Origin of the sequence: Streptomyces sp. NPDC006368, from assembly GCF_040612535.1 — a bacterium.
Classification (GTDB): domain Bacteria; phylum Actinomycetota; class Actinomycetes; order Streptomycetales; family Streptomycetaceae; genus Streptomyces.
Genome location: NZ_JBEXQK010000043.1, coordinates 1 through 21,807 on the forward strand (window position 1 = coordinate 1; position 21,807 = coordinate 21,807).

At 73.0% G+C, this 21,807-nt stretch carries 21 protein-coding genes; 6 read left to right on the forward strand and 15 right to left on the reverse strand.

Annotated elements, in window-relative coordinates:
• Window positions 1-151: 151 nt before the first annotated feature.
• From ABZZ38_RS25090 to afsQ1, 5 genes are all read right to left on the reverse strand, one after another.
• Entirely contained in the window at window positions 152-352 is a 201-nt protein-coding gene (locus ABZZ38_RS25090) for a PspC domain-containing protein (protein ID WP_356743830.1), read from the reverse strand.
• 134 nt (window positions 353-486) lie between these two features.
• On the reverse strand, window positions 487-1,032 hold the full coding sequence (locus tag ABZZ38_RS25095) for a VanZ family protein (RefSeq protein ID WP_356743832.1): 546 nt from the start codon (window positions 1,030-1,032) through the stop codon (window positions 487-489).
• A 78-nt stretch (window positions 1,033-1,110) separates the two neighbouring features.
• Window positions 1,111-1,725, reverse strand: coding sequence for a hypothetical protein (locus ABZZ38_RS25100; protein WP_356743834.1), 615 nt, complete (start codon window positions 1,723-1,725; stop codon window positions 1,111-1,113).
• The gene (locus tag ABZZ38_RS25105; RefSeq protein ID WP_356743836.1) at window positions 1,709-3,238 is read right to left on the reverse strand and encodes a HAMP domain-containing sensor histidine kinase; all 1,530 of its coding nucleotides are present in this window, start codon (window positions 3,236-3,238) and stop codon (window positions 1,709-1,711) included. Before ABZZ38_RS25105 ends, ABZZ38_RS25100 begins: the two co-directional genes overlap by 17 nt.
• A 118-nt stretch (window positions 3,239-3,356) precedes the next feature.
• Complete coding sequence (gene afsQ1, locus ABZZ38_RS25110) at window positions 3,357-4,034, reverse strand: two-component system response regulator AfsQ1 (RefSeq protein WP_356743838.1); 678 nt, start codon at window positions 4,032-4,034, stop codon at window positions 3,357-3,359.
• 159 nt (window positions 4,035-4,193) lie between these two features.
• Here afsQ1 and ABZZ38_RS25115 point away from each other — a divergent pair, with 159 nt between their 5' ends.
• A complete protein-coding gene (locus ABZZ38_RS25115; protein ID WP_356743840.1) occupies window positions 4,194-4,931 on the forward strand; it encodes a SigE family RNA polymerase sigma factor in 738 nt (245 codons plus the stop codon).
• A 163-nt stretch (window positions 4,932-5,094) separates the two neighbouring features.
• Here ABZZ38_RS25115 and ABZZ38_RS25120 read toward each other — a convergent pair whose 3' ends face one another.
• Window positions 5,095-5,799, reverse strand: a complete 705-nt coding sequence (locus ABZZ38_RS25120) for a uridine kinase (protein ID WP_356743842.1) — start codon at window positions 5,797-5,799, stop codon at window positions 5,095-5,097.
• A 66-nt stretch (window positions 5,800-5,865) separates the two neighbouring features.
• On the opposite strand from ABZZ38_RS25120, the gene ABZZ38_RS25125 reads away from it, so the two are divergent.
• Complete coding sequence (locus ABZZ38_RS25125) at window positions 5,866-6,213, forward strand: hypothetical protein (protein ID WP_356743844.1); 348 nt, start codon at window positions 5,866-5,868, stop codon at window positions 6,211-6,213.
• A 77-nt stretch (window positions 6,214-6,290) separates the two neighbouring features.
• On the opposite strand, the gene ABZZ38_RS25130 is transcribed toward ABZZ38_RS25125, so the two are convergent.
• Genes ABZZ38_RS25130 through deoC form a run of 3 tightly spaced genes read right to left on the reverse strand, consistent with a single transcriptional unit; the run spans window position 6,291 to window position 9,587 of the window.
• Window positions 6,291-7,196, reverse strand: coding sequence for an aldehyde dehydrogenase family protein (locus ABZZ38_RS25130; protein ID WP_356743846.1), 906 nt, complete (start codon window positions 7,194-7,196; stop codon window positions 6,291-6,293).
• Window positions 7,189-8,622: an aldehyde dehydrogenase family protein gene (locus ABZZ38_RS25135; protein WP_356743848.1), complete on the reverse strand. Its 1,434-nt coding sequence runs from the start codon at window positions 8,620-8,622 to the stop codon at window positions 7,189-7,191. Before ABZZ38_RS25135 ends, ABZZ38_RS25130 begins: the two co-directional genes overlap by 8 nt.
• Window positions 8,623-8,627: 5 nt before the next feature.
• Window positions 8,628-9,587 (reverse strand): deoxyribose-phosphate aldolase, encoded by a 960-nt coding sequence (gene deoC / locus ABZZ38_RS25140; protein ID WP_356743941.1) that lies wholly within the window; start codon window positions 9,585-9,587, stop codon window positions 8,628-8,630.
• Between the two features lie 267 nt (window positions 9,588-9,854).
• On the opposite strand from deoC, the gene ABZZ38_RS25145 reads away from it, so the two are divergent.
• A complete protein-coding gene (locus ABZZ38_RS25145) occupies window positions 9,855-10,301 on the forward strand; it encodes a hypothetical protein (RefSeq protein WP_356743850.1) in 447 nt (148 codons plus the stop codon).
• Between the two features lie 399 nt (window positions 10,302-10,700).
• The gene (locus ABZZ38_RS25150) at window positions 10,701-11,294 is read left to right on the forward strand and encodes a PH domain-containing protein (protein WP_356743852.1); all 594 of its coding nucleotides are present in this window, start codon (window positions 10,701-10,703) and stop codon (window positions 11,292-11,294) included.
• Between the two features lie 15 nt (window positions 11,295-11,309).
• Here the strand turns inward: ABZZ38_RS25150 and ABZZ38_RS25155 are convergent, their stop codons facing one another.
• From ABZZ38_RS25155 to ABZZ38_RS25170, 4 genes are all read right to left on the reverse strand, one after another.
• A complete protein-coding gene (locus ABZZ38_RS25155) occupies window positions 11,310-12,500 on the reverse strand; it encodes a hypothetical protein (protein WP_356743854.1) in 1,191 nt (396 codons plus the stop codon).
• Window positions 12,501-12,671: 171 nt separating this feature from the next.
• A complete protein-coding gene (locus ABZZ38_RS25160) occupies window positions 12,672-14,312 on the reverse strand; it encodes a phospho-sugar mutase (protein WP_356743857.1) in 1,641 nt (546 codons plus the stop codon).
• Window positions 14,313-14,702: 390 nt separating this feature from the next.
• Window positions 14,703-15,527 carry a purine-nucleoside phosphorylase gene (locus ABZZ38_RS25165; RefSeq protein ID WP_356743861.1) on the reverse strand — a complete coding sequence of 275 codons (825 nt, stop codon included), beginning with the start codon at window positions 15,525-15,527 and terminating at the stop codon, window positions 14,703-14,705.
• A gap of 189 nt (window positions 15,528-15,716) precedes the next feature.
• A complete protein-coding gene (locus ABZZ38_RS25170; protein ID WP_084895416.1) occupies window positions 15,717-16,154 on the reverse strand; it encodes a gamma-glutamylcyclotransferase in 438 nt (145 codons plus the stop codon).
• A 135-nt stretch (window positions 16,155-16,289) separates the two neighbouring features.
• Between ABZZ38_RS25170 and ABZZ38_RS25175 the strand changes: the two genes are divergently transcribed.
• The gene (locus ABZZ38_RS25175; protein ID WP_356743865.1) at window positions 16,290-17,729 is read left to right on the forward strand and encodes an NAD(P)H-quinone dehydrogenase; all 1,440 of its coding nucleotides are present in this window, start codon (window positions 16,290-16,292) and stop codon (window positions 17,727-17,729) included.
• Between the two features lie 178 nt (window positions 17,730-17,907).
• Window positions 17,908-18,876 (forward strand): DeoR/GlpR family DNA-binding transcription regulator, encoded by a 969-nt coding sequence (locus ABZZ38_RS25180; protein WP_356743867.1) that lies wholly within the window; start codon window positions 17,908-17,910, stop codon window positions 18,874-18,876.
• Between the two features lie 109 nt (window positions 18,877-18,985).
• Here the strand turns inward: ABZZ38_RS25180 and ABZZ38_RS25185 are convergent, their stop codons facing one another.
• Window positions 18,986-19,579, reverse strand: a complete 594-nt coding sequence (locus ABZZ38_RS25185) for a helix-turn-helix domain-containing protein (RefSeq protein ID WP_356743871.1) — start codon at window positions 19,577-19,579, stop codon at window positions 18,986-18,988.
• A gap of 154 nt (window positions 19,580-19,733) precedes the next feature.
• The gene (locus tag ABZZ38_RS25190) at window positions 19,734-21,488 is read right to left on the reverse strand and encodes a biotin carboxylase N-terminal domain-containing protein (protein ID WP_356743873.1); all 1,755 of its coding nucleotides are present in this window, start codon (window positions 21,486-21,488) and stop codon (window positions 19,734-19,736) included.
• Window positions 21,489-21,807: the final 319 nt, after the last annotated feature.

The window sequence follows — 21,807 nt, forward strand, 5'->3', positions numbered from 1 at the left end:
CCCACACCAAAACACAGATTGCAAAGCTTGGACTGGTCAAACCCTGGGGGCCTCGAGCGACCGCCCGGGGCCCCCCGGGGCCCGCCCCCCCCGGGGGGCCCCCGCCCCGTTTCCGTGGGTCCGGGTCCGGTTCCCGGCCCCCGCCGCCGGGTCACCAGGCCGGCTTCGCGGACTTCTCCGACGGCAGCAGCAGCCACAGCGCCAGGTAGAGCACGAACTGCGGGCCGGGCAGCAGGCACGAGGCGACGAAGATGACGCGCATCGTCGTCGCGGAGGTGCCGAAGCGCCGTGCCAGCGCCGCGCACACTCCGCCGATCACGCGGCCGTCTCGGGGGCGGACAAGTGCGGCCATGGTGGGCTCCTTCGCGAGTCGGTCGATCCGCCGGTCCGTCGCTTCGTCCACGCCGGTCCGGTGGGATCCCGGGAGCCGCTCCGTCGGGCTCCGATGACTCCATACTCGCTCGCCACGCCGGACAAAGCGTCGGACTACGGGGCGACACCGACCCTGGGAATCGTCGGGGTCGTACCCTGAGCCGCCTCGTCCGCCCGGCGGACCGCCGGGCCCCGCCGCAGCCGCGCCCGCGCGGCCGGCACCACGGCCAGGTGCGCGAGCGCCACCCCGGCCGTGTTCAGCAGCAGCGCGTCCACGTCCACGACACGCCCCGGCACCACCGTCTGCAGCAGTTCGATGCCCAGCGACACCATGGCGCCCGCCGCGGCCGTACGGGCCAGCGAGGACCACGGGGAGACGTCCAGCCGCCCGCCCGCCATCGGCAGCAGCACCCCGAGCGGTGCCAGGAGCAGCAGGCCCTCACCGATCCGCCGCGCGGCCTCCACCGGGCCCAGTGCCAGGTCGGCCTTGATGCCCGCGAACAACTCCAGGTTGTCCGCGTTCACCCACATCACGTCCAGCGGCCGGAGCGTCAGCCATCCCACCAGCCCCAGGTGCGCGAGGAGAAGGGCGAGCCCCGCCGCGCGGAAGCCGAAGCGGGAGCGGATGGCGGCACGACCGCCCGAACCTTGACGCTGCACGCCCCCCAAGACGCGCCGACCGGCAGGATCGGTTCCGCAGGCCGAAAAGCGGTGGCTGAAAGCAGCAGGTGCCATCGGTCAGGGCGATTCCGTCGGCGCCGGCGACTCCGGACGCTCCTTGAGCTCCCGCGTGCAGACGTAGCGGCGCACCGGGTAGTCCCCGGGACCGCCCAGCAGGACCGTCCGCTCGCCGGCCGTGGTGGCCGCGTGCTCCGCGTACGTACAGACGATCTGCGACAGCGCGGCCGGGGCCAGGTCCTCCGGCTGGAGGCCCAGCCGCAGCGCCTGCGCCGGATCACCCTCGCGCCCCGCCGAGACGGTCAGCGGCGACTGCACGTACGTCGTGAAGCCGGCCTCCCGCTCCCTCGCCGTCGGCTCCGCCCCGAGCTGCCCCAGCAGGAGCCTCGCCACCTCGACGCGGCTGTGACGGCCCTTCTCGGCCGCCGCCGCGCCGACCGCACGCTCCACCGCCTCCAGACCCGAGGCGCACACCAGGTAGACCCTGACCGGTACGTCCTCCTGGGCCCGCGGCGCGGCCTCGTCGCCCGACAGGCTGCACGGCAACCGCGACGGCGCCGCCCCCGCGTCGACCGGCACCGTCGGCCGGATGCCGCAGCCCGAGACGAGGGCGGCGGCCACGGCGACACCCGCGAGCGCGGCGCCGCCCCGCAGCCGTTCACGCACTGTCCTCACCGCCGGCCTCCTCGCTCTCCGCCCCGCTCGCGGCCGGGCGCGACGCGTCGCGCGGCAGCCGCAGCACGAACACCGCACCGTCACCGTCCGGCGAGTTCGCCGCCGTGATGTCACCGCCGTGGATGTGAGCGTTCTCCATGGCGATCGACAGACCGAGACCACTGCCCTCGGAGCGCGGACGCGACGCGCTCGCCTTGTAGAACCGGTCGAAGACATGCGGCAGCACGTCCTCGGGGATACCCGGCCCGTGGTCGCGCACCTCGATGAACAGGTCGTCCTCCGCCGTCCGCACCGACACCCGCACCGGTGAACCGCCGTGCTTGAGCGCGTTCCCGATGAGGTTCGCGAGGATCACGTCGAGCCGGCGCGGATCGAGCCGCGCCATCATGCCGCGCTCCGCGTCCAGCTCGACCGCGTCCAGCCACGCCCGCGCGTCGACGCACGCGGTCACCTGGTCGGCCACGTCGACGTCGTCCAGGACGAGCCGGGCCGTACCCGCGTCGAAACGCGTGACCTCCATCAGGTTCTCGACGAGCGTGTTCAGCCGCCGCGTCTCGCTGACCACCAGCGCGACGGCCGGCGCGATCATCGGGTCGAGGCTCTCCTCTTCCTCCTCCAGCACCTCCGTCACGGCGGTCAGCGCCGTCAGCGGCGTGCGCAGCTCGTGCGACATGTCGGCGACGAAGCGGCGGCTCGACTCCTCGCGGGCGCTCATGTCCGCGACCTTCTTCTGCAGGCTCTCCGCGGCGCTGTTGAAGGTCCGTGACAGCTCGGCCAGTTCGTCCGTGCCGGAGACCCGAAGCCGCGTGTCCAGCTGACCCTCCCCGAGCCGCCGCGCCGCCTCCCCGAGCCGGTGCACCGGCTTCAGCACGGTCGTGGCCGCGGCCTGCGCGAGCAGCGCCGAACCCAGCAGCGCGAGGAGGGTGGCGATCCCCAGCGACCAGGCCAGCGAGTTCAGGTCCTGCCGCTCGGGTTCGAGCGACTTGAACATGTACCCCGTCGGCCCGCCCCCGACGATCCGCGCCCCGCCGACCAGGTAGGGCGTCTTCCCGCGCGTGGTGCGCTGCCAGAAGAGGTGGTACGGGTACGGGTTGCCGTCGGTGATCTCGTGCCGCTTGTCGACGGCGGTCCGCAGCGACTGCGGCACGTCCTTCAGCGTGAACCGGTCCGGGTCGGACACCCCCATGACCGGCTTGCCCCCCTCGCGCTCGGCCAGCAGCACCACGCCGTAGCCCACACCGCCGGACGAGATCTCCTCCGCGGTCCGCCGCAGCTCCTCCTGGGTGGGCCGGGGCGGCAAGGTGGCCGCCCGCCGCTGCATCTCCTGGCGGAAGTCGTTCAGCGCCGAGTCCTGCGCACGCGTGAGGACCGCCTCGCGGTTCAGCCAGTACGCGATGCCGGACGCGGACGCGGCGGCGGTGAGCGCGACGAGCGCGAACACGACGACGAGGCGCAGCCGCAGACTCGTCCAGCGAAGCCGCGTCACCGCGGCCCTCCCGGCGGGCTCCGTCACCGTGTCCTTCCGTCCTCCCCCAGAGCCTTCGGCCCGGGGGTTCCCCCGTCCCCGGCCGCGCGGCTCGAAGGAGCGGCTTTCGTGGTCGTCCGCGGACCGTTGGCCGCGCGTGCGCCGCTCACGAAGGTACGTCCAGCCGGTAGCCCACGCCCCGCACCGTGCGGATCAGGGTCGGCGAGGACGGCACGTCCTCGACCTTCGCCCGCAGGCGCTGCACACACGCGTCCACCAGGCGCGAGTCGCCCAGGTAGTCGTGCTCCCACACCAGCCGCAGCAGCTGCTGGCGCGAGAGCGCCTGCCCGGGCCTGCGGCTCAGCTCCAGCAGCAGCCGCAGCTCGGTCGGCGTCAGCTGAAGGTCCTCGCCGTTCTTCGTCACGGTCATCGCCGACCGGTCGATGACCAGCGCCCCGAACGTCGCCGAGTCCGTCGCCTCCCGCTCGCCGCGCCGCAGCACCGCCCGGATACGGGCGTCGAGGACCCGGCCCTGCACCGGCTTGACGACGTAGTCGTCCGCACCGGACTCCAGGCCCACCACGACGTCGATGTCGTCGCTGCGCGCCGTCAGCAGGATGATCGGCAGCTGGTCGGTGCGCCGGATGCGCCGGCACACCTCGAAACCGTCGATGCCGGGCAGCATCACATCCAGCACGATCAGATCCGGCCGCTGCTCACGCAGCAGTTTCAGGCCGTCCTCGCCCGTCGCCGCGGTGGCCACCCGGTGGCCCTGGCGTGACAGCGAGAGTTCGAGGGCCGTGCGGATGGCGTCGTCGTCCTCGATCAGCAACAGGAAAGGCACGGCGTCATTCTGACCCATGGGTGAGGGGCAGTTCGACCGCCGGGCGCACCCGGCCCCTGTGACAGCTCTGTGACAGTCGGCGGACACCGCCATGAACTCACCCGGGCAAGCTCTTTGGCACACGGACCGAAACGGACTCCAACCGACGGGGGGCGCGAGATGAACGCACTGCACAGCACCACCTCCAGCGCAGTTGTCACGCGTCTCCACGACGTCACGCGGAGCACGGAGAAGTCCGGGGTTGTGAACGGGCGGGGGTGCGTTCGCAGCGCCGGGCGTCAGCACACGTCGCCGTACATGGTGGCCGTGTCCGACGGGGGAGAGACGTACAGGGAGGTCCAGGGGGAGCGGCCGGGCCGTACGGACGCCACGAACGCCGAAGCGGCGTTCACCGCGTACGTACGGGAGCGCCGCGCCTCCCTGTACGCCACCGCCTACCACCTCACCGGTGACCGTTTCGAAGCCGAGGACCTGCTGCAGAGCGCGCTGTTCTCGACGTACCGCGCCTGGGACCGGATCACCGACAAGGCGGCGGTCGGGGGCTATCTGCGGCGCACGATGACGAACCTGCACATCAGCGCCTGGCGGCGCCGGAAGATCGACGAGTACCCGACCGAGGAACTCCCCGAGTCCGCCGGCGACACGGACGCGATGCGCGGCACGGAGCTGCGCGCGGTGCTCTGGCAGGCGCTGGCCCGGCTGCCCGAACCGCAGCGCACCATGCTGGTCCTGCGTTACTACGAGGGCCGTACGGATCCGGAGATCGCGGAGATCCTGGACATCAGTGTCGGCACGGTGAAGTCGAGCATCTGGCGGTCGCTCCGCCGGCTGCGCGAGGACGACGTCCTCAGCTTCGGCCGTGACGAGGAGGAATCCTTCGGCCAGTTGGTGGCCTGAGGGCAACGGGGGCCCTCCGCGCCACCGGGCGCGGGAGGGAGGCCGGTCCCACGGGTACGGGGGTGCCCGCGGTACCGGGACAACGGGGAAGCCCCGGGGGTACGGGGACAACGGGGGAGCGGGGGCCGGACGGGACGGGGGTCCTGTCCGGCCCCGCACCGCGTTACGCGGCCGGCGCCGTCGTCGGCGTACGGTGGCGGCCCGCCGCGGCTGCGGCCAGCCGGCCCAGCGCCTCGTCCTTGTCGCAGGGGTGGGCGCCCAGCCCGGTCTGACGGGCCACGATGGAGCGTTCGGCGCGCATCAGGCGCCAGCCCCGGCGCAGCAGGAACGGCACCGACTTGCGGCCCTCGCGCAGGTCCCGCAGGAGCCGCCGGCGGAACGTGGTGGACGGACGGCCGCGCAGGCACAGCGCGTCCGCCAGTACGCCGAGCTCCTGGCAGCGCGCCACGATGTCCGCCGCGAAGATGCCCTCGGCCACGAACAGCGGCGTGCGCGCGAGGGCGAACGCCTCCCGGTCGACGCGCTTGCTGGTGGCGATGTCGTACACCGGGACGGTCGTCCGTCCCGTGCCGCACAGTTCGACGATCGCCGCGACCGCCGCGTCCGCGTCCCAGGACAGCGGGGAGTCCCAGTCGATGTCCGCGCTGCCCGGGACGAGCGGGAGCGTCGGGTCGTCGCCCTCCTTGTAGAAGTCGTCGAGGCGCAGCACGGGAAGGCCGGTGCGGGCCGCGAGGGAGGACTTGCCGGAGCCGGACGGTCCCGCGAGCAGCACGACGCGGGCCGGGAAGGGATGGGAACTCACGGGACACCAGTCTGAACCATGCACCCGGTAGGGGGATGCCCCCGGGGACCCGTTGGTATCGAGCATCACATGTCAAATACGCTGCGTGCCCGGATCGTCACGCTCATTACGCACGCGGCAGGAGCCCCTTCCATGGCACGTCACACCTTTCTGAAGGCCGGGTTGACCCTCACCGCCCTGGGCGCCGCTCTCGGCGCCGCCGGCGGTACGGCGCACGCGGTGCCGTCGCCGGTGGGCGAGCTGGACGCGGCGGCGGCCGTGGAGGGGGTGTCGGCGGCCACCCCGCATGTGCTGGGCACCGCCAAGAACCTGAAGGTCAACCCGCTCGCCCAGACCGGTGTCGACCCGCTGAACAACGGCGTGGGTACGCAGGTGGGCGACTTCCGGCCGGTGAACACGACCTCGATGACCGGCTCGCTGACCAGCCTCCCGAACCTGCCGGTGGCCGGTCCGGTGCTGGGCGGCGCGCTGCCCGGGTGAGCCGGGTGTGAGAACGGCCCCGCCTCCCCCGGACGGTGGGGAAGCGGAGCCGTTCGGTCACAGGGGCCGCCGGGGGCTCAGTACGCGGAGCCCGAGGCGCCCAGCGAACCCGTCGGGTGCCAGACCGTCTTGGTCTCCAGGAACGCGGTCATGCGGTGCGTGCCCGGGTCCGCGGTGAAGTCCTCGCCGTCCACAGCCTGTGGACGCAGGACGCGCTTGAGGTTGTCCGCCGCCGCGATCTCCAGGTCGCGCGCCAGCTCGGCGTCCGCGCCCGTCAGGTCGATGGCGTTGACATCCTGGTGCGCGGCCAGCGGTCCGGCGATCTCGGCCGCCTTGCCGGACAGGACGTTGACCACACCGCTCGGAAGGTCGGAGGTGGCCAGCACCTCGCCCAGCGACAGCGCGGGCAGCGGGGCCTTCTCGGAGGCGATGACGACCGCCGTGTTGCCGGTGGCGATCACCGGGGCGATCACGGAGACCAGGCCCAGGAAGGACGACTCGCGCGGCGCGACGATCGCGACCACGCCCGTCGGCTCGGGGGTCGACAGGTTGAAGAACGGGCCCGCGACCGGGTTCGCCCCGCCCACGACCTGGCTGATCTTGTCCGTCCAGCCCGCGTACCAGACCCAGCGGTCGACGGCCGCCTCGACGACCTCCGCCGCCTTGGATTTGGACAGGCCCTCCGCGTGCGCCACCTCGTGCACGAACTGGCTCCTGCGGCCCTCCAGCATCTCGGCGACGCGGTACAGGATCTGGCCCCGGTTGTACGCGGTCGCGCCCGACCAGCCACCGAACGCCTTGCGGGCCGCCACGACCGCGTCCCGCGCGTCCTTGCGGGACGAGAGAGGGGCGTTGGCCAGCCACTTGCCCTTCGAGTCGGTCACTTCGTACACCCGGCCGCTCTCGCTGCGGGGGAACTTGCCCCCGACGTACAGCTTGTAGGTCTTGAGGACGCTCAGACGGTTGCTGTTGCTGTCAGACATCGAGGTACGCCTCCAGGCCGTGACGGCCGCCCTCGCGGCCGAAGCCCGACTCCTTGTAGCCGCCGAACGGCGATGTCGGGTCGAACTTGTTGAACGTGTTGGCCCAGACGACGCCCGCGCGGAGCTTGTTGGCCACCGCGAGGATGCGGGAGCCCTTCTCCGTCCAGATGCCGGCGGACAGGCCGTACTGGCTGTTGTTGGCCTTGGCGACCGCCTCGTCCGGCGTACGGAACGTCAGCACCGACAGCACCGGGCCGAAGATCTCGTCGCGGGCGATGGTGTGCGCCTGGGTGACGTTGGTGAAGAGCGTCGGGGCGAACCAGAAGCCGGAGGAGGGGATCTCGCAGGCCGGGGACCAGCGCTCGGCGCCCTCGGCCTCACCGGTCTCGGCCAGCGCCTTGATACGGGCCAGCTGCTCGGCGGAGTTGATCGCGCCGATGTCGGTGTTCTTGTCCAGCGGGTCGCCGAGGCGGAGGGTCGTCAGACGGCGCTTGAGGGCGTCCAGCAGCTCGTCCTGGATCGACTCCTGCACCAACAGGCGGGAGCCCGCGCAGCAGACCTGGCCCTGGTTGAAGAAGATGCCGGTCACGATGCCCTCGACGGCCTGGTCGATGGGCGCGTCGTCGAAGACGATGTTGGCGCCCTTGCCGCCCAGCTCCAGGGTCAGCTTCTTCCGCGTCCCCGCGACCTGGCGGGCGATGGCCTTGCCGACGGCGGTCGAGCCGGTGAAGGCGACCTTGTTGACGTCCGGGTGCTCGACGAGGGCGGCCCCCGCGTCCCCGTAACCCGGAAGGATGTTCACGACACCCTTCGGCAGGCCCGCCTGGCGGCAGATGTCCGCGAAGAGCAGCGCGGACAGCGGCGTCGTCTCGGCCGGCTTGAGCACCACCGTGTTGCCGGTGGCGAGCGCCGGGGCGATCTTCCACGCGAGCATCAGCAGCGGGAAGTTCCACGGGATGACCTGGCCGGCCACGCCCAGGGGGCGCGGGTTCGCGCCGAAGCCGGCGTGGTCCAGCTTGTCGGCCCAGCCCGCGTAGTAGAAGAAGTGCGCCGCGACCAGCGGGAGGTCCGCGTCGCGGGTCTCCTTGATCGGCTTGCCGTTGTCCAGGGTCTCCAGGACGGCCAGCTCGCGGCTGCGCTCCTGGATGATCCGGGCGATGCGGAACAGGTACTTGGCGCGCTCGGCGCCCGGCAGCGCCGACCACTTCTCGAACGCCTTGCGGGCGGCCTTCACGGCCCGGTCCACGTCCTCGGCGCCCGCCTGGGCGACCTCGGAGAGCACCTCCTCGGAGGCGGGCGAGATGGTCTTGAAGACCTTCCCGTCGGCGGCCTCGGTGAACTCGCCGTCGATGAACAGGCCGTAGGACGGCGCGATGTCCACGACCGAGCGGGACTCGGGTGCGGGTGCGTACTCGAACTTCGTCATCGTGATCAGTCCACCGTCACGTAGTCGGGACCGGAGTAACGTCCGGTGGCCAGCTTCTGACGCTGCATCAGCAGATCGTTCAGCAGGCTCGACGCGCCGAACCGGAACCAGTGGTTGTCCAGCCAGTCCTCGCCGACGGTCTCGTTGACCAGGACCAGGAACTTGATGGCGTCCTTGGTGGTGCGGATGCCGCCCGCGGGCTTCACTCCGACCTGTACCCCGGTCTGGGCGCGGAAGTCGCGCACCGCCTCCAGCATGAGGAGGGTGTTCGCGGGCGTGGCGTTGACGCCGACCTTGCCGGTCGAGGTCTTGATGAAGTCCGCCCCGGCGATCATGCCGAGCCAGGAGGCGCGGCGGATGTTGTCGTACGTGGACAGCTCGCCGGTCTCGAAGATGACCTTCAGGCGGGCTTCGCCGCCCTCGCGCGCGCAGGCCTCCTTCACGGCGCGGATCTCCTCGTAGACCTTCAGGAAGTCGCCCGCGAGGAACGCCCCGCGGTCGATCACCATGTCGATCTCGTCCGCCCCGGCGGCCACCGCGTCGCGGACGTCCGCCAGCTTGACGCCGAGGGCGGCACGGCCGGCCGGGAAAGCGGTCGCGACGGAGGCGACCTTCACGTCGCTGCCGGCGAGGGCGGCCTTCGCGGTGGCCACCATGTCGGGGTAGACGCAGACCGCGGCGGTGCGCGGGCTGGTGCGGTCGGTCGGATCGGGGTTGACGGCCTTCGTGGCGAGCGCCCGGACCTTGCCCGGGGTGTCCGCGCCTTCGAGTGTCGTCAGGTCGATCATCGAGATGGCCAGGTCGATGGCGTACGCCTTGGCCGTCGTCTTGATCGAACGGGTGCCGAGAGACGCGGCGCGCGCTTCGAGGCCGACGGCGTCCACACCGGGCAGCCCGTGGAGGAAGCGGCGCAGTGTGCTGTCGGACGCGGTCACGTCAGCGAATGCGGTGAGGGTGGTGGGCATGGTCACCACTCGAGCATATCTACGCGCGTAGCGGCCTGTACAGCCCCGGCGTGGAAGCCTGTGCGAAGCCCCTGGTGGACACGGGTGCCGTGATGCCTGTCACACGTCTGTGACGCGGAGTGCATGGCTTCCGCACACAAGATCCATAACGTTTCTTCGTGCAGCCCCGCGCCACACTCCGACGGCCGGCCGGCCGGCCCGAACGAGCGAGCGAGCAGGCGGCATGCGGCTCTTCCTCATCCACCCGCCCGCTTCCCAGGAGTGGTTATGCGTTCCGCCCTTCGCACCGCCCTCGCCACCGCGGTCATCGTCGGTGTCGCCCTCGCCCCGGCCGTCACCGCCGGTGCCGCCTTCGCCGCCGAAGGTGCCGAGCCGGCCCCCGGGCCGGACATGTCGGCCGCCGAGCGGGGCGGGACCGGGCCGCTCGGCGCCCTGACCAGCGGCGTGAAGCAGGCCGCGCCCCGCTACCTCGGCAAGGGCGCCACCGGCGCGACCGGTCCCGCGGGCGCCGCGCCCGACGCCAGGCCGCAGGGCGGCACCGCCCGGACGGCCGCCCAGGCCACGATCGTGCCCCGGGGCGGTGTCGCCACCGGTGCCGAGGTGGAGGAGGGCGGCAACCTCCTGGTCCTCGCCGGGGCGGGCGCCGCAGCCGTCACCGCCGCCGGGCTCGGCTTCGTGGCCCTGCGCCGCCGGACCGCCGGCGCCCGGGCCTGACCGGACGCCGGTCCCTGATCGAGCGCCGGTCCTCGCCGAGCGGCACCGTGCCTGACCGGACGCCGGTCCCTGATCGAGCGCCGGTCCTCGCCGAGCGGCACCGCGCCTGACCCAGCGCCGGACCCGGCCGACCCCACCGACCTTGCGCCGACCCGAGCAGGAGCACCGCCCACCCCACGCCGGGCGGGCCGCCGCACCCCACGCGACGCCCCACCCCACCGACCCTGCCCCGACCCGAGCAGGAGCACCGCCCCACCCCACGCCGGGCGGGCCGCCGCACCCCACGCGACGGCCCGCCCGGCCTCGTCCCCTCACCTCCGCACCGACCCGGGGACCCGCCCCATGCCGTACGCCGATCTCGTCGCGTGAGCCACGCGCGCGTGAGGCAGAATCGGCCGCATGACGACCCCGCAGCAGCCCCCGTACGCCGACCGGTCCTTCCGCTCGCCCGCGGGAATCGTGGGCGGTCTGCTGCTGCTCGGCTTCGCCGCCTGGATCGGCGGTGACGCGCTCGTCACGGGCGACGGCCGCGCCCCCTGGGTCGCCCTCGCCGGGCTGCTGCTCGTGGTGCCGCTCATCGTCGCGTTCACCTTCCGGCCCGTCGTGTACGCCAACGAGGACCGCATGCGGGTACGGAACCCGTTCCGCACGATCGACCTGCCCTGGGCGGCGGTCGCGGCCGTACGCGCCGGCTACTCCAGCGAGGTCGTCACCCAGGACGGCACGAAGTACCAGCTCTGGTCCGTGCCCGTCTCGCTGCGCGAGCGCAAGCGCGCCGCCCGCCGCCAGGCCCGCGGTGGCGAACCGGCCGACCCGGCGACGACCGGTGCCGCCGGGGCGGACAGGACCATCGCCGAGCTGCGCGACCTCGCGGAGCAGTGCGCGTCACGGCCGACCGCGCAGGGCGCGCCGCGCGTCCGCTGGGCGTACGAGCTCATCGCGCCCGCGCTGGCCGGGCTGATCGCTCTCGTGGTCCTCATCGTCACGGCCTGAGACACGCGGTCGCCGTCACGGCGGCCCCGGCCACACCAGCAGCATGTACCCGCCCAGCCAGGCCGACGACAGCACCGCCCCGCCCAGCACCAGCGCCGCCATCGCCGGTCGCGCCCGGCACACCGCCGCGGCCGGCGGCAGCAGCAGAGGGAACCCGGGCACCAGGAAGCGGGCGCGCGGGAAGTACACCCCGCCGCTCCCCAGCACCACCAGCAGCAGCACCCCGCTGAACACCAGCAGCGCGAGCGGCTGCCGGTCGGCCAGGCACAGCACGTACAGCGCCGCCGACAGCACCAGGATCGCCGAGACGGCCACCAGGAAGAGCTGCGGGTTGCGGTCGTACACGAGGAGCCCGCGCAGCTCGCGCAGTGTGCCCGCGCCGCCGTCCCACTCGTTGCGCCACAGCCGCTGCACGGCGAAGTAGCCGTCCCAGCGCCCCACGCGCGCGCCCACCCACGCCACATAGCCCAGCCAGCCCAGCGGCGCGGTGAGCGCCGCGACGAGCGGGGGCCACGCGCGCGTGCGCACCGCGAGCAGCAGGCCGGTCACCGTCACCGCCGCCGCCACCGCGATCCCGGTGGGGCGCGTGAGCCCGGCGAGCACCGCGAGGCCGGCCGCCGCGTACCAGCGCCCGGTCAGGACGGCGTACAGCGCCCACGCGGCGAGCGCCGTGAACAGCGACTCCGTGTAGCCCATCCACTGGACGACGCCGACCGGAAGGGCGCCCCACAGGACGGTGAGGACGGTACCGGCGCGGCGCCCGCCCAGCCGGTCGCCCACCGCGAAGATCCCCCAGGCGGCGACCAGCGAGAACCCCACCGCGAGGATCAGCCCCACCGAGGCGCGCGAGCCGGGCGTGACGCCCGCGACCGCCTTGACCAGCACCGGGTACAGCGGGAAGAACGCCAGGTTGTTGGAGTCCACCTTCGTGCCCAGGCTGTCCTGGTAGCCGTGGTCGGCGATGCCCAGGTACCAGTTGGAGTCCCAGGACGTGGCGAGCGTCCGCCAGACGCCGTGGTCCTTCAGATGGGCCCAGCGCGCCAGCACCAGGAGCCCGAAAAGCCGCACCATCAGGTACCCGAGCAGCGCGGGCGCGGCGTACCGCAGCGAGCGGGCGGTCCGCTCCCGCACGCGCCCGGCCGCCGGGGAGGGGGGCCGCCGGGACGCGGGAACGGTCGGGCGTGCGGTGATCACCGACGGCGGCACGGTGGGGCTCCAGGGGCTGCTCGGCTGAGGTACCGGGGGTCACCCTGCTCGCGAGTCCCCCGGCCGAATCCGGGCGCTGCGTCACCTGCCGTACGAACTTCACCCGTACGGGACCATGGGGCGGGCCCGTACGGAAGACGCTCCGTACGGGCCCGTGAACGGCTCGCGCCGTCAGATGCCGGCGGCGGCGGCCAGGTCCCGCTTGATCGCGGCCAGGGTCTCGTCGCCCTTGGCGCGGGCACCGGCCAGCTCGCTCGCGTCGGCGACCGGGACGACGACCTCCAGGTAGCACTTCAACTTCGGCTCGGTACCGCTGGGGCGCACGATGACGCGGGCCTTGAAGGCGCCGTCCAGGTGGTACCGCAGGCCGTCCGTGGGCGGCAGCGCGTCGGTCCCCTTCGTCAGGTCCTCGGCGGACGTCACGGTCAGCCCGGCGAGCGCGGTGGGCGGCTGCTCGCGCAGGCGGCGCATGGCGTTCGCGATGACGCCCAGGTCCTCCACGCGCACGGACAGCTGGTCCGTGGCGTGCAGGCCGTGCGTGACGGCCAGCTCGTCCAGCAGGTCCGGGAGCGTCCGGCCCTGCTCCTTCAGCACGGAGGCCAGCTCCGCGACGAGCAGCGCCGCGGTGACGCCGTCCTTGTCGCGCACGCCGCCGGGGTCGACGCAGTAGCCCAGCGCCTCCTCGTAGCCGTAGGCCAGGCCCTCGACGCGGGCGATCCACTTGAAGCCGGTCAGCGTCTCCTCGTACCGCAGCCCGGCCGCCTCGGCGATCCGGCCCAGCAGCGACGACGACACGATCGACTCGGCGAAGGTGCCGGTGGCGCCCTTGCGGACCATGTGGGCGGCGAGGAGCGCGCCGACCTCGTCGCCGCGCAGCATCCGCCAGTCGCCGTCGTGCGGCACGGCGACGGCGCAGCGGTCGGCGTCGGGGTCGTTGGCGATGACGATGTCGGGCCGGACCTCGCGCGCCGTGGCGAAGGCCAGGTCCATCGCGCCGGGCTCCTCGGGGTTGGGGAACGCGACGGTGGGGAAGGCCGGGTCGGGCTCGGCCTGCTCCGCCACGAGCGTCGGCGCGGGGAAGCCGGCCCGCGCGAAGGCGGCGAGCACGACGTCCTTGCCGACCCCGTGCATGGCCGTGTAGACGACGTTCGCGGTGCGGGGCGACCCCTGGGTCAGGACGGCGTCCGTACGTGCCAGGTACGCCTCCAGGACCTCGTCCCCGAGCGTCTCCCAGCCGTCCTCGGCGCGCGGTACGTCGGCGAGGCGCGCGACCGCGGCGATCCCGGCGGCGATCTCGGCGTCGGCGGGCGGCACGATCTGCGAGCCGTCCCCGAGGTAGACCTTGTAGCCGTTGTCGCGGGGCGGGTTGTGGCTCGCCGTCACCTCGACGCCGGCGACCGCGCCCAGGTGCCTTATGGCGTACGCGAGCACGGGCGTCGGCAGCGGTCGCGGCAGCACGGCCGCGCGCAGCCCGGCGCCCGTCATCACGGCGGCGGTGTCACGCGCGAAGTCCGCGGACTTGTAGCGCGCGTCGTACCCGATCACGACCAGGCCGCCGTCGTGGCCCTTGCCCTTCAGGTACGCGGCCAGCCCGGCGGCGGCCCGGATGACCACGGCACGGTTCATCCGCATGGGCCCCGCCCCCAGCTCCCCGCGCAGCCCGGCGGTCCCGAACTGCAGCGTGCCGCCGAACCGGTCGGCCAGGGCGTCGAGGTCCCGCGCCTCGATCAGCTTGGCGAGCTCGTCGCGGGTCTCGCTGTCCGGGTCCTCGGCCAGCCATGCCTCCGCCTGCGCGATGAGGTTCTGCTGCACGGTGGTCTGCCTCTCTGGGTGTCGTGAGTGTCTGCGGTACGGGTACGGATACGGGTACCCCGGGCACCCGGCCCCGTCCCGGGGCGCCCGCCCCGCCCGGCGGGGAGCCGTTGGGGCCCACCGGGGTGGCCCCCTTCCGGGCGCGGCTGCCGTCGGGGCCGCTCCGTGGGGCACGTCCTGGGCTGTCCTTCGCCGGCTCGGTCGCCTCGCGCCCGGAACACGCCCCGCCGCGCGTCCCCCTGCGACGGCGGTGTCCGGCCGCCGGGGCGCGAGCGCCCGCCCTCCGGTGCGATGCCGCAGCCGGCGCGAAGCCGGCGCGCTGGGGGCGCGGGGCGTCGGCCCCCGCCCCAGGCGGTCCGGGGCGTCAGCCCCGGACCGGGGAGGGCCGGGTCAGATCCGGTCCAGGACGCGCGTCAGCAGCTCGCCCATGCGGGCGGCGGAGTCACGGCCGGCCTGGAGGACCTCCTCGTGGTTGAGGGGCTCGCCCGAGAGGCCTGCGGCCAGGTTCGTGACCAGGGAGATGCCGAGAACCTCGGCGCCCGCCTCGCGGGCCGCGATGGCCTCCAGGACCGTGGACATGCCGACCAGGTCGCCGCCCATGACGCGGACCATGTTGATCTCGGCCGGGGTCTCGTAGTGAGGGCCGGGGAACTGGACGTACACGCCCTCCTCCAGCGTCTCGTCGACCTCCTTGCACAGCGCGCGCAGCCGCGGCGAGTACAGGTCGGTCAGGTCGACGAAGTTGGCGCCCACGATCGGCGAGGTGGCCGTCAGGTTGATGTGGTCGCTGATCAGGACCGGCTGGCCGGGGCGCATGCCCTCGCGCAGGCCGCCGCAGCCGTTCGTCAGCACGACGGTCTTGCAGCCGGCGGCGACCGCGGTGCGCACACCGTGGGCGACGGCGGCGACGCCACGGCCCTCGTAGTAGTGCGTACGGCCCAGGAAGACCAGCGCCCGCTTGGCGCCGATGCGGTACGACCGGACGCGTCCGCCGTGGCCCTCGACGGCCGGCGGCGGGAAGCCGGGGAGCTCCGTGACCGGGAACTCGGCGTCGGGCGCGCCGAGCGCGTCGACGGCCGGAGCCCAGCCGGAGCCCATCACGAGAGCGACGTCGTGGGTCTCGGCGCCGGTCAGGTCGCGCAGGCGCGCGGCGGCGGCGTCGGCGGCGGCGTAGGGGTCGCCCTGGAGGTGGTCCGGGGTGGCAGTTGCGTTCACAGAGTTCTCGCCTCGCGAAGTAACAGTCGCCCCGGACCGCTCACTGGGGACCGGGGGTCCGGGGGCCGGCCCCGGAAGAATGCAGTACGCACAAGAGCGTAGCCCGAGATTGCCTACGCGCGTAGATGACGATGCCCACGGAGCTGCGATCGTTGCCTTGTCGTTTCCGACGAACCCGCCCGACGCGGCCTAGCAGGGGCGCTTGCGGAGCTCCATCACGTAGTCGTGCGGCGCCCCCGCCGACTCTGCCGCGTCCGCGATCTCGCCCAGGTAGCGCGCCGAGGGCAGCCCGCCCTCGTAGCCGTTGAGGACGTACACCCAGGCCGGCTCCTCGCCTTCCAGCGTGTGGACCCGCACCCGCATGCGCCGGTAGATGTCCAGGCCGACGCCCTCCCAGCGGTCCATGGAGTCCTCGTCCATCGGGGCGATGTCGTACAGCGCGACGAAGACCTGGGAGCGGGGGGCCTCCACGATCGTGGCGAGGGCGCCCTCCCAGCCCATCTGCTCGCCGCCGAAGGTCAGCCGCCAGCCGTTGAGCCAGCCCGTGCCGCGCAGCGGGGAGTGCGGGGCGCGGCGCGTCATCAGCCGCGCGTCGAGGTTGCCGGCGTACGCGGCGTAGAGCGACATGGGACCGAGGGTACGGGAGTGGCCGGGGCGAGCGCTGTTCCCGGGTGGGGGACCCGGGGGGAAGCCGGCGCGGCCATGCGGGACAATGGGGTACGTCCATCCCTGCCGTGACGAGAGCGCGAGGCGTAAACCCCAGTGACCCGTATCGTGATCATCGGTGGCGGACCCGGCGGATACGAGGCGGCCCTGGTGGGCGCCCAGCTCGGCGCGGAGGTGACCGTCGTGGACTGCGACGGCCTCGGCGGAGCGTCCGTCCTGACCGACTGCGTCCCCTCGAAGACCCTGATCGCCACGGCCGAGGTGATGACGACCTTCGACTCCTCGTACGAGGAGCTCGGCATCATCGTCGCCGACGACACCCCGCACCTGGAGCAGGCCGCCCGGGTCGTCGGGGTCGACCTCGGCAAGGTGAACCGGCGGGTGAAGCGTCTCGCCCTCGCCCAGTCCCACGACATCACCGCCTCCGTCACCCGCGCGGGCGCACGCGTGCTGCGGGGCCGGGGCCGCCTCGACGGGCGCCAGGCCGTGGACGGCTCCCGCCAGGTGATCGTCACCGCCGCGGACGGCACCGAGGAGACCCTCACCGCCGACGCCGTGCTGATCGCGACCGGCGCCCACCCGCGCGAGATCCCCGACGCGCTGCCGGACGGCGAGCGCATCCTCAACTGGACGCAGGTGTACGACCTGACCGAGCTCCCCGAGGAGCTCATCGTGGTCGGTTCCGGCGTCACCGGCGCCGAGTTCGCCGGCGCCTACCAGGCGCTCGGCTCGCGCGTCACCCTCGTCTCGTCGCGCGACCGGGTGCTGCCGGGTGAGGACCCCGACGCCGCCGCCGTCCTGGAGGACGTCTTCCGGCGCCGCGGCATGAACGTCATGGCCCGCTCCCGCGCCCAGTCGGCCAAGCGCGTCGGTGACCGTGTCGAGGTCACCCTCGCCGACGGGCGCGTCATCTCCGGCACCCACTGCCTGATGGCGGTCGGCGCCATCCCGAACACCGCCGGGATGGGCCTGGAGGAGGCCGGCGTACGGCTCAGGGACTCCGGCCACATCCGGACCGACAAGGTCTCGCGCACGTCCGCCCCCGGCGTGTACGCGGCCGGTGACGTCACCGGGATCTTCGCCCTCGCCTCGGTCGCCGCCATGCAGGGCCGGATCGCGATGTACCACTTCCTGGGCGACGCGGTCACGCCGCTGAACCTGAAGACCGTCTCCTCCAACGTCTTCACCGACCCGGAGATCGCCACCGTCGGTTACACGCAGGCCGACGTCGACGCCGGCAAGATCGACGCCCGGGTCGTCAAGCTGCCGCTCCTGCGCAACCCGCGCGCCAAGATGCAGGGCATCCGGGACGGCTTCGTCAAGATCTTCTGCCGCCCCGGCACGGGCATCGTGGTCGGCGGCTGTGTCGTCGCGCCGAAGGCCAGTGAGCTGATCCATCCCATCTCGATCGCGGTCGACAACAATCTGACCGTGGAACAGATCGCAAACGCTTTCACCGTGTACCCGTCGCTGTCGGGCTCGATCGCCGAGGTGGCACGGCAGTTGCACACCCGGAAGACTTCGGCCGAGGCGTAGGCCTCGCCGCCGGGGTGGACAACACCCGGCAACTCCCGGCAAGTCGGGACATCGAGCGATCGAAGTACGCACCCGGACGGGGTCGCCCATACCACTTGGCGACCCCGTCTGTTCGCAAGTTCTCGTAATCGGCGCATACTGCTGCAAACGACCGGTCCGTGGGGTTACTGTCAGTTTCGTGTTCGCTGCAGAACGTCGTCAGTTGATCCTCGAAATGGTGCGCGCCAACGGAGCGGTATCGCTCCGCGAGCTCGCCCGCGTCGTCCAGACCTCCGAAGTGACCGTACGGCGGGACGTGCGGGCACTGGAGGCAGAAGGACTCCTCGACCGCCGGCACGGCGGTGCGGTATTGCCGGGCGGTTTGACGCGAGAGTCCGGCTTCCCGCAGAAATCCCATCTCGCGACAGCCGAGAAGACGGCCATCGCCGACGTCGCCGCGGGCCTCGTCGAAGAGGGCGAGGCCATCGTCGTCGGCGCGGGGACCACCACGCAGGAGCTGGCCCGCCGGCTCGCCCGCGTACCCGGGCTGACCGTCGTCACCAACTCCCTGCTGGTGGCCCAGGCGCTGGCGCACGCCAACCGGGTGGAGGTCGTCATGACCGGCGGCACCCTGCGCGGCTCCAACTACGCGCTGGTGGGCAGCGGGGCCGAGCAGTCCCTGCAGGGGCTCCGCGTCTCCCGGGCGTTCCTGTCCGGCAGCGGGCTCACCGCCGAGCGCGGGCTGTCCACGTCCAACATGCTCTCGGCGAGCGTCGACCGCGCGCTGGTCCAGGCCGCGGCCGAGGTCGTCGTCCTGGCCGACCACACCAAGCTGGGCACGGACACGATGTTCCAGACCGTGCCGACGGACGTGATCACCCGGCTGGTCACCGACGAGCCGCCCCCGCACGACGAGCGCGCCGGCATGGAGCTCCAGGCCCTCGCGGACCAGGGCGTCCAGATCACGGTGGCGGGCACGGGGGCGTCCGGCACCTCCGCCACCGAGGGCGTCCCGCCGGGCCGGCAGCCCCGCCGGGACGTTCCCCTGCCGGGCCAGCGCGGCGCGCGCCACCCGGCCGGCGGGGGCCTCCGATCGGCGGCCTCCCTGGCGTCGGAGCCTTCGCCACCGGAGCGCACGGCCCGCGTCGCCGACCTGCGCCGCCGTTGACGCCCCCCGGCGCCCCGGGGCCGCGCACGCCGGGCCGGGGGTGCCGGGCCGACGCCGGGCCCTCCCGGAGCCTGCTCGGTACGGGCCGAGGGCCGCCCGCGCCCGCCCGTCAGGCCTTCAGGCCCCGCAGGGTCAGCATCAGCAGGCGGTCGGCCAGCTCCGGATCGTCCGGGGACTGTTCGGCGGCCAGTGCGATGGCGTTCGTCAGCTGCATCAGGTCGTCGATCGAAACCCCCTCCCGTACGGCGCCACCGGACGCCGCCCGCGCCAGGAGGCGGGAGCCCGCCTCGCGGAGCGGGACGCTGCACTCCGAGAGCGCCGAGCTCCGGTCGTGCGACGCCGACATCAGCGCGCCCGCCAGGCCCCGGTACTCACCCGCGTGGGTGATGATGGCGCGCAGCCACTCGACCAGCGCCTCGCACGGCCGGTCCGCGTCGGCCAGTTGACGCGACCGCTCCAGCAGCGCGGCCAGCGCCTCCTGGAACACCGCGCCCATCAGCGCGTGCCGGTTGGGGAAGTGGCGGTAGAGCGTGCCGATCCCCACCCCCGCGCGCCGCGCGATGTCCTCCAGCGACGCGTCGGTGCCGTGCTCGGCGAAGGCCGAGCGGGCTTCGGTCAGCAGTCGCTCGTAGTTGCGGCGCGCGTCGGCCCGCATCGGACGTGCCGCGCCCGGCGCCGTGCCCGCTGCCGTACTGGTCGTCATGGCGCGTCCCTCCTGGCTCCCGCCGTGTGCCTCCAGAATGCCATCGCACAGCCGGAGGGTTCCTCCCGTACGGCTCCGGGAGGCGCCCTCCGCCACCGAAAAGGCGAGGGGCCTGCCGGACGGTGTCCGGCAGGCCCCTCGGGCATGAGCGAGGTCAGTCCTTGATCTCGCAGATGGGCGCGCCGGAGGTGACCGACGCGCCGACCTCGGCGGTCAGGCCCTTGACGGTGCCCGCGCGGTGGGCGTTGAGGGGCTGCTCCATCTTCATCGCCTCGAGGACGACGATGAGGTCGCCCTCCTTGACCTCCTGGCCCTCCTCGACGGCGACCTTGACGATGGTGCCCTGCATCGGGGAGGCCAGGGTGTCGCCCGAGGCGGCGGAGGCGGACTTCTTCGCCGCGCGCCGCTTGGGCTTGGCGCCGGCCGCCAGGCCGGTACGGGCCAGGCTCATCCCGAGCGAGGAGGGCAGGGAGACCTCCAGGCGCTTGCCGCCGACCTCGACCACGACCGTCTCACGGCCCGGCTCCTCCTCCGCGTCCGTGGCGGCGGGGGCGGCGAAGGCCGGGATGTCGTTGACGAACTCGGTCTCGATCCACCGCGTGTGGATGCGGAAGGGGTCGGCGGTGAAGTCCGGGTCGGCGACGACCTTGCGGTGGAAGGGGATGGCGGTGGCCATGCCCTCCACCTTGAACTCCGCCAGCGCCCGCGCCGCCCGCTGCAGCGCCTGCTCACGCGTCGCGCCGCTGACGATCAGCTTGGCCAGCAGCGAGTCCCACGCCGGGCCGATCACACTGCCCGACTCCACGCCCGCGTCCAGGCGGACACCCGGACCCGACGGCGGGGCGAAGGCCGTGACCGTGCCCGGGGCGGGCAGGAAGTTACGGCCGGGGTCCTCGCCGTTGATGCGGAACTCGAAGGAGTGGCCGCGCACGACGGGGTCGCCGTACCCGAGCTCCTCGCCGTCGGCGATCCGGAACATCTCCCGCACCAGGTCGATGCCCGTGACCTCCTCGGTGACGGGGTGCTCGACCTGGAGGCGGGTGTTGACCTCCAGGAAGGAGATCGTGCCGTCCACGCCGACGAGGAACTCCACGGTGCCGGCGCCGACGTAACCGGCTTCCTTCAGGATGGCCTTGGAGGCCCGGTACAGCTCGGCGTTCTGCTCCGCGGTGAGGAACGGCGCGGGGGCCTCCTCGACCAGCTTCTGGTGGCGGCGCTGCAGCGAGCAGTCACGGGTCGAGACCACGACGACGTTGCCGTGGGTGTCGGCCAGGCACTGCGTCTCCACGTGGCGCGGCTTGTCCAGGTAGCGCTCCACGAAGCACTCACCCCGGCCGAAGGCGGCGACCGCCTCGCGGACGGCGGAGTCGTACAGCTCGGGTACTTCCTCCAGGGTGCGGGCGACCTTCAGGCCGCGACCGCCGCCACCGAAGGCGGCCTTGATCGCGATGGGCAGGCCGTGCTCCTTCGCGAAGGCGACGACCTCGTCGGCGCCCGAGACGGGGTCGGGCGTGCCGGCCACCAGCGGCGCGCCGGCGCGCTGGGCGATGTGGCGGGCGGCGACCTTGTCACCCAGGTCGCGGATGGCCTGCGGCGGCGGGCCGATCCACGTCAGACCCGCGTCGAGGACGGCCTGGGCGAACTCCGCGTTCTCGGAGAGAAACCCGTAGCCCGGATGGACGGCGTCCGCGCCGGAATCAGCTGCCGCCTGGAGCACCTTGGCCATGTCCAGATAGCTGGCGGCCGGTGTGTCACCGCCCAGAGCGAACGCCTCATCGGCCGCACGGACGTGCAGGGCGTCCCGGTCCGGATCGGCGTAGACGGCTACGCTCGCGATCCCGGCATCCCGGCAGGCACGGGCGACACGGACAGCGATTTCGCCACGGTTGGCGATGAGCACCTTGCGCACGATGGCTCCCTCCTTGAAACAAGCTGAGTTTAGGGACTGCCGACACGGCCTTTCGACCCATCCCCACTGGTGAGCTTGCCCACACGGAGCGTGATCCGAGACCGATCCGGGTTGCGAAACCCCTTGTCGCACCACGTTACGCAGGGCTTCTCCACCGCACAGTAACCCTGCGGTGTGGCCAAGGTCTCTGTCCGGGCGGTCAGCGCGGCATGCCCCATCTTTGTGGAGTCCCTACCAATGGCCGAACGAATCTTTGCGGCGTTGTCAGGACCCTTGTCCAAAGGTTTACCAGTCAGTAGCGTTCGCGTCGTCGTCCGTA

Bases quoted from the DNA above. Each gene is read 5' to 3' on its own strand.
- ABZZ38_RS25090 (WP_356743830.1), bottom strand. From the start codon at position 352: ATGGCCGCACTTGTCCGCCCCCGAGACGGCCGCGTGATCGGCGGAGTG.
- ABZZ38_RS25115 (WP_356743840.1), top strand. From the start codon at position 4,194: ATGAACGCACTGCACAGCACCACCTCCAGCGCAGTTGTCACGCGTCTC.
- ABZZ38_RS25120 (WP_356743842.1), bottom strand. From the start codon at position 5,799: ATGCTCGATACCAACGGGTCCCCGGGGGCATCCCCCTACCGGGTGCAT.
- ABZZ38_RS25125 (WP_356743844.1), top strand. From the start codon at position 5,866: ATGGCACGTCACACCTTTCTGAAGGCCGGGTTGACCCTCACCGCCCTG.
- ABZZ38_RS25130 (WP_356743846.1), bottom strand. From the start codon at position 7,196: ATGTCTGACAGCAACAGCAACCGTCTGAGCGTCCTCAAGACCTACAAG.
- ABZZ38_RS25135 (WP_356743848.1), bottom strand. From the start codon at position 8,622: ATGACGAAGTTCGAGTACGCACCCGCACCCGAGTCCCGCTCGGTCGTG.
- deoC (WP_356743941.1), bottom strand. From the start codon at position 9,587: ATGCCCACCACCCTCACCGCATTCGCTGACGTGACCGCGTCCGACAGC.
- ABZZ38_RS25145 (WP_356743850.1), top strand. From the start codon at position 9,855: ATGCGTTCCGCCCTTCGCACCGCCCTCGCCACCGCGGTCATCGTCGGT.
- ABZZ38_RS25150 (WP_356743852.1), top strand. From the start codon at position 10,701: ATGACGACCCCGCAGCAGCCCCCGTACGCCGACCGGTCCTTCCGCTCG.
- ABZZ38_RS25170 (WP_084895416.1), bottom strand. From the start codon at position 16,154: ATGTCGCTCTACGCCGCGTACGCCGGCAACCTCGACGCGCGGCTGATG.
- ABZZ38_RS25185 (WP_356743871.1), bottom strand. From the start codon at position 19,579: ATGACGACCAGTACGGCAGCGGGCACGGCGCCGGGCGCGGCACGTCCG.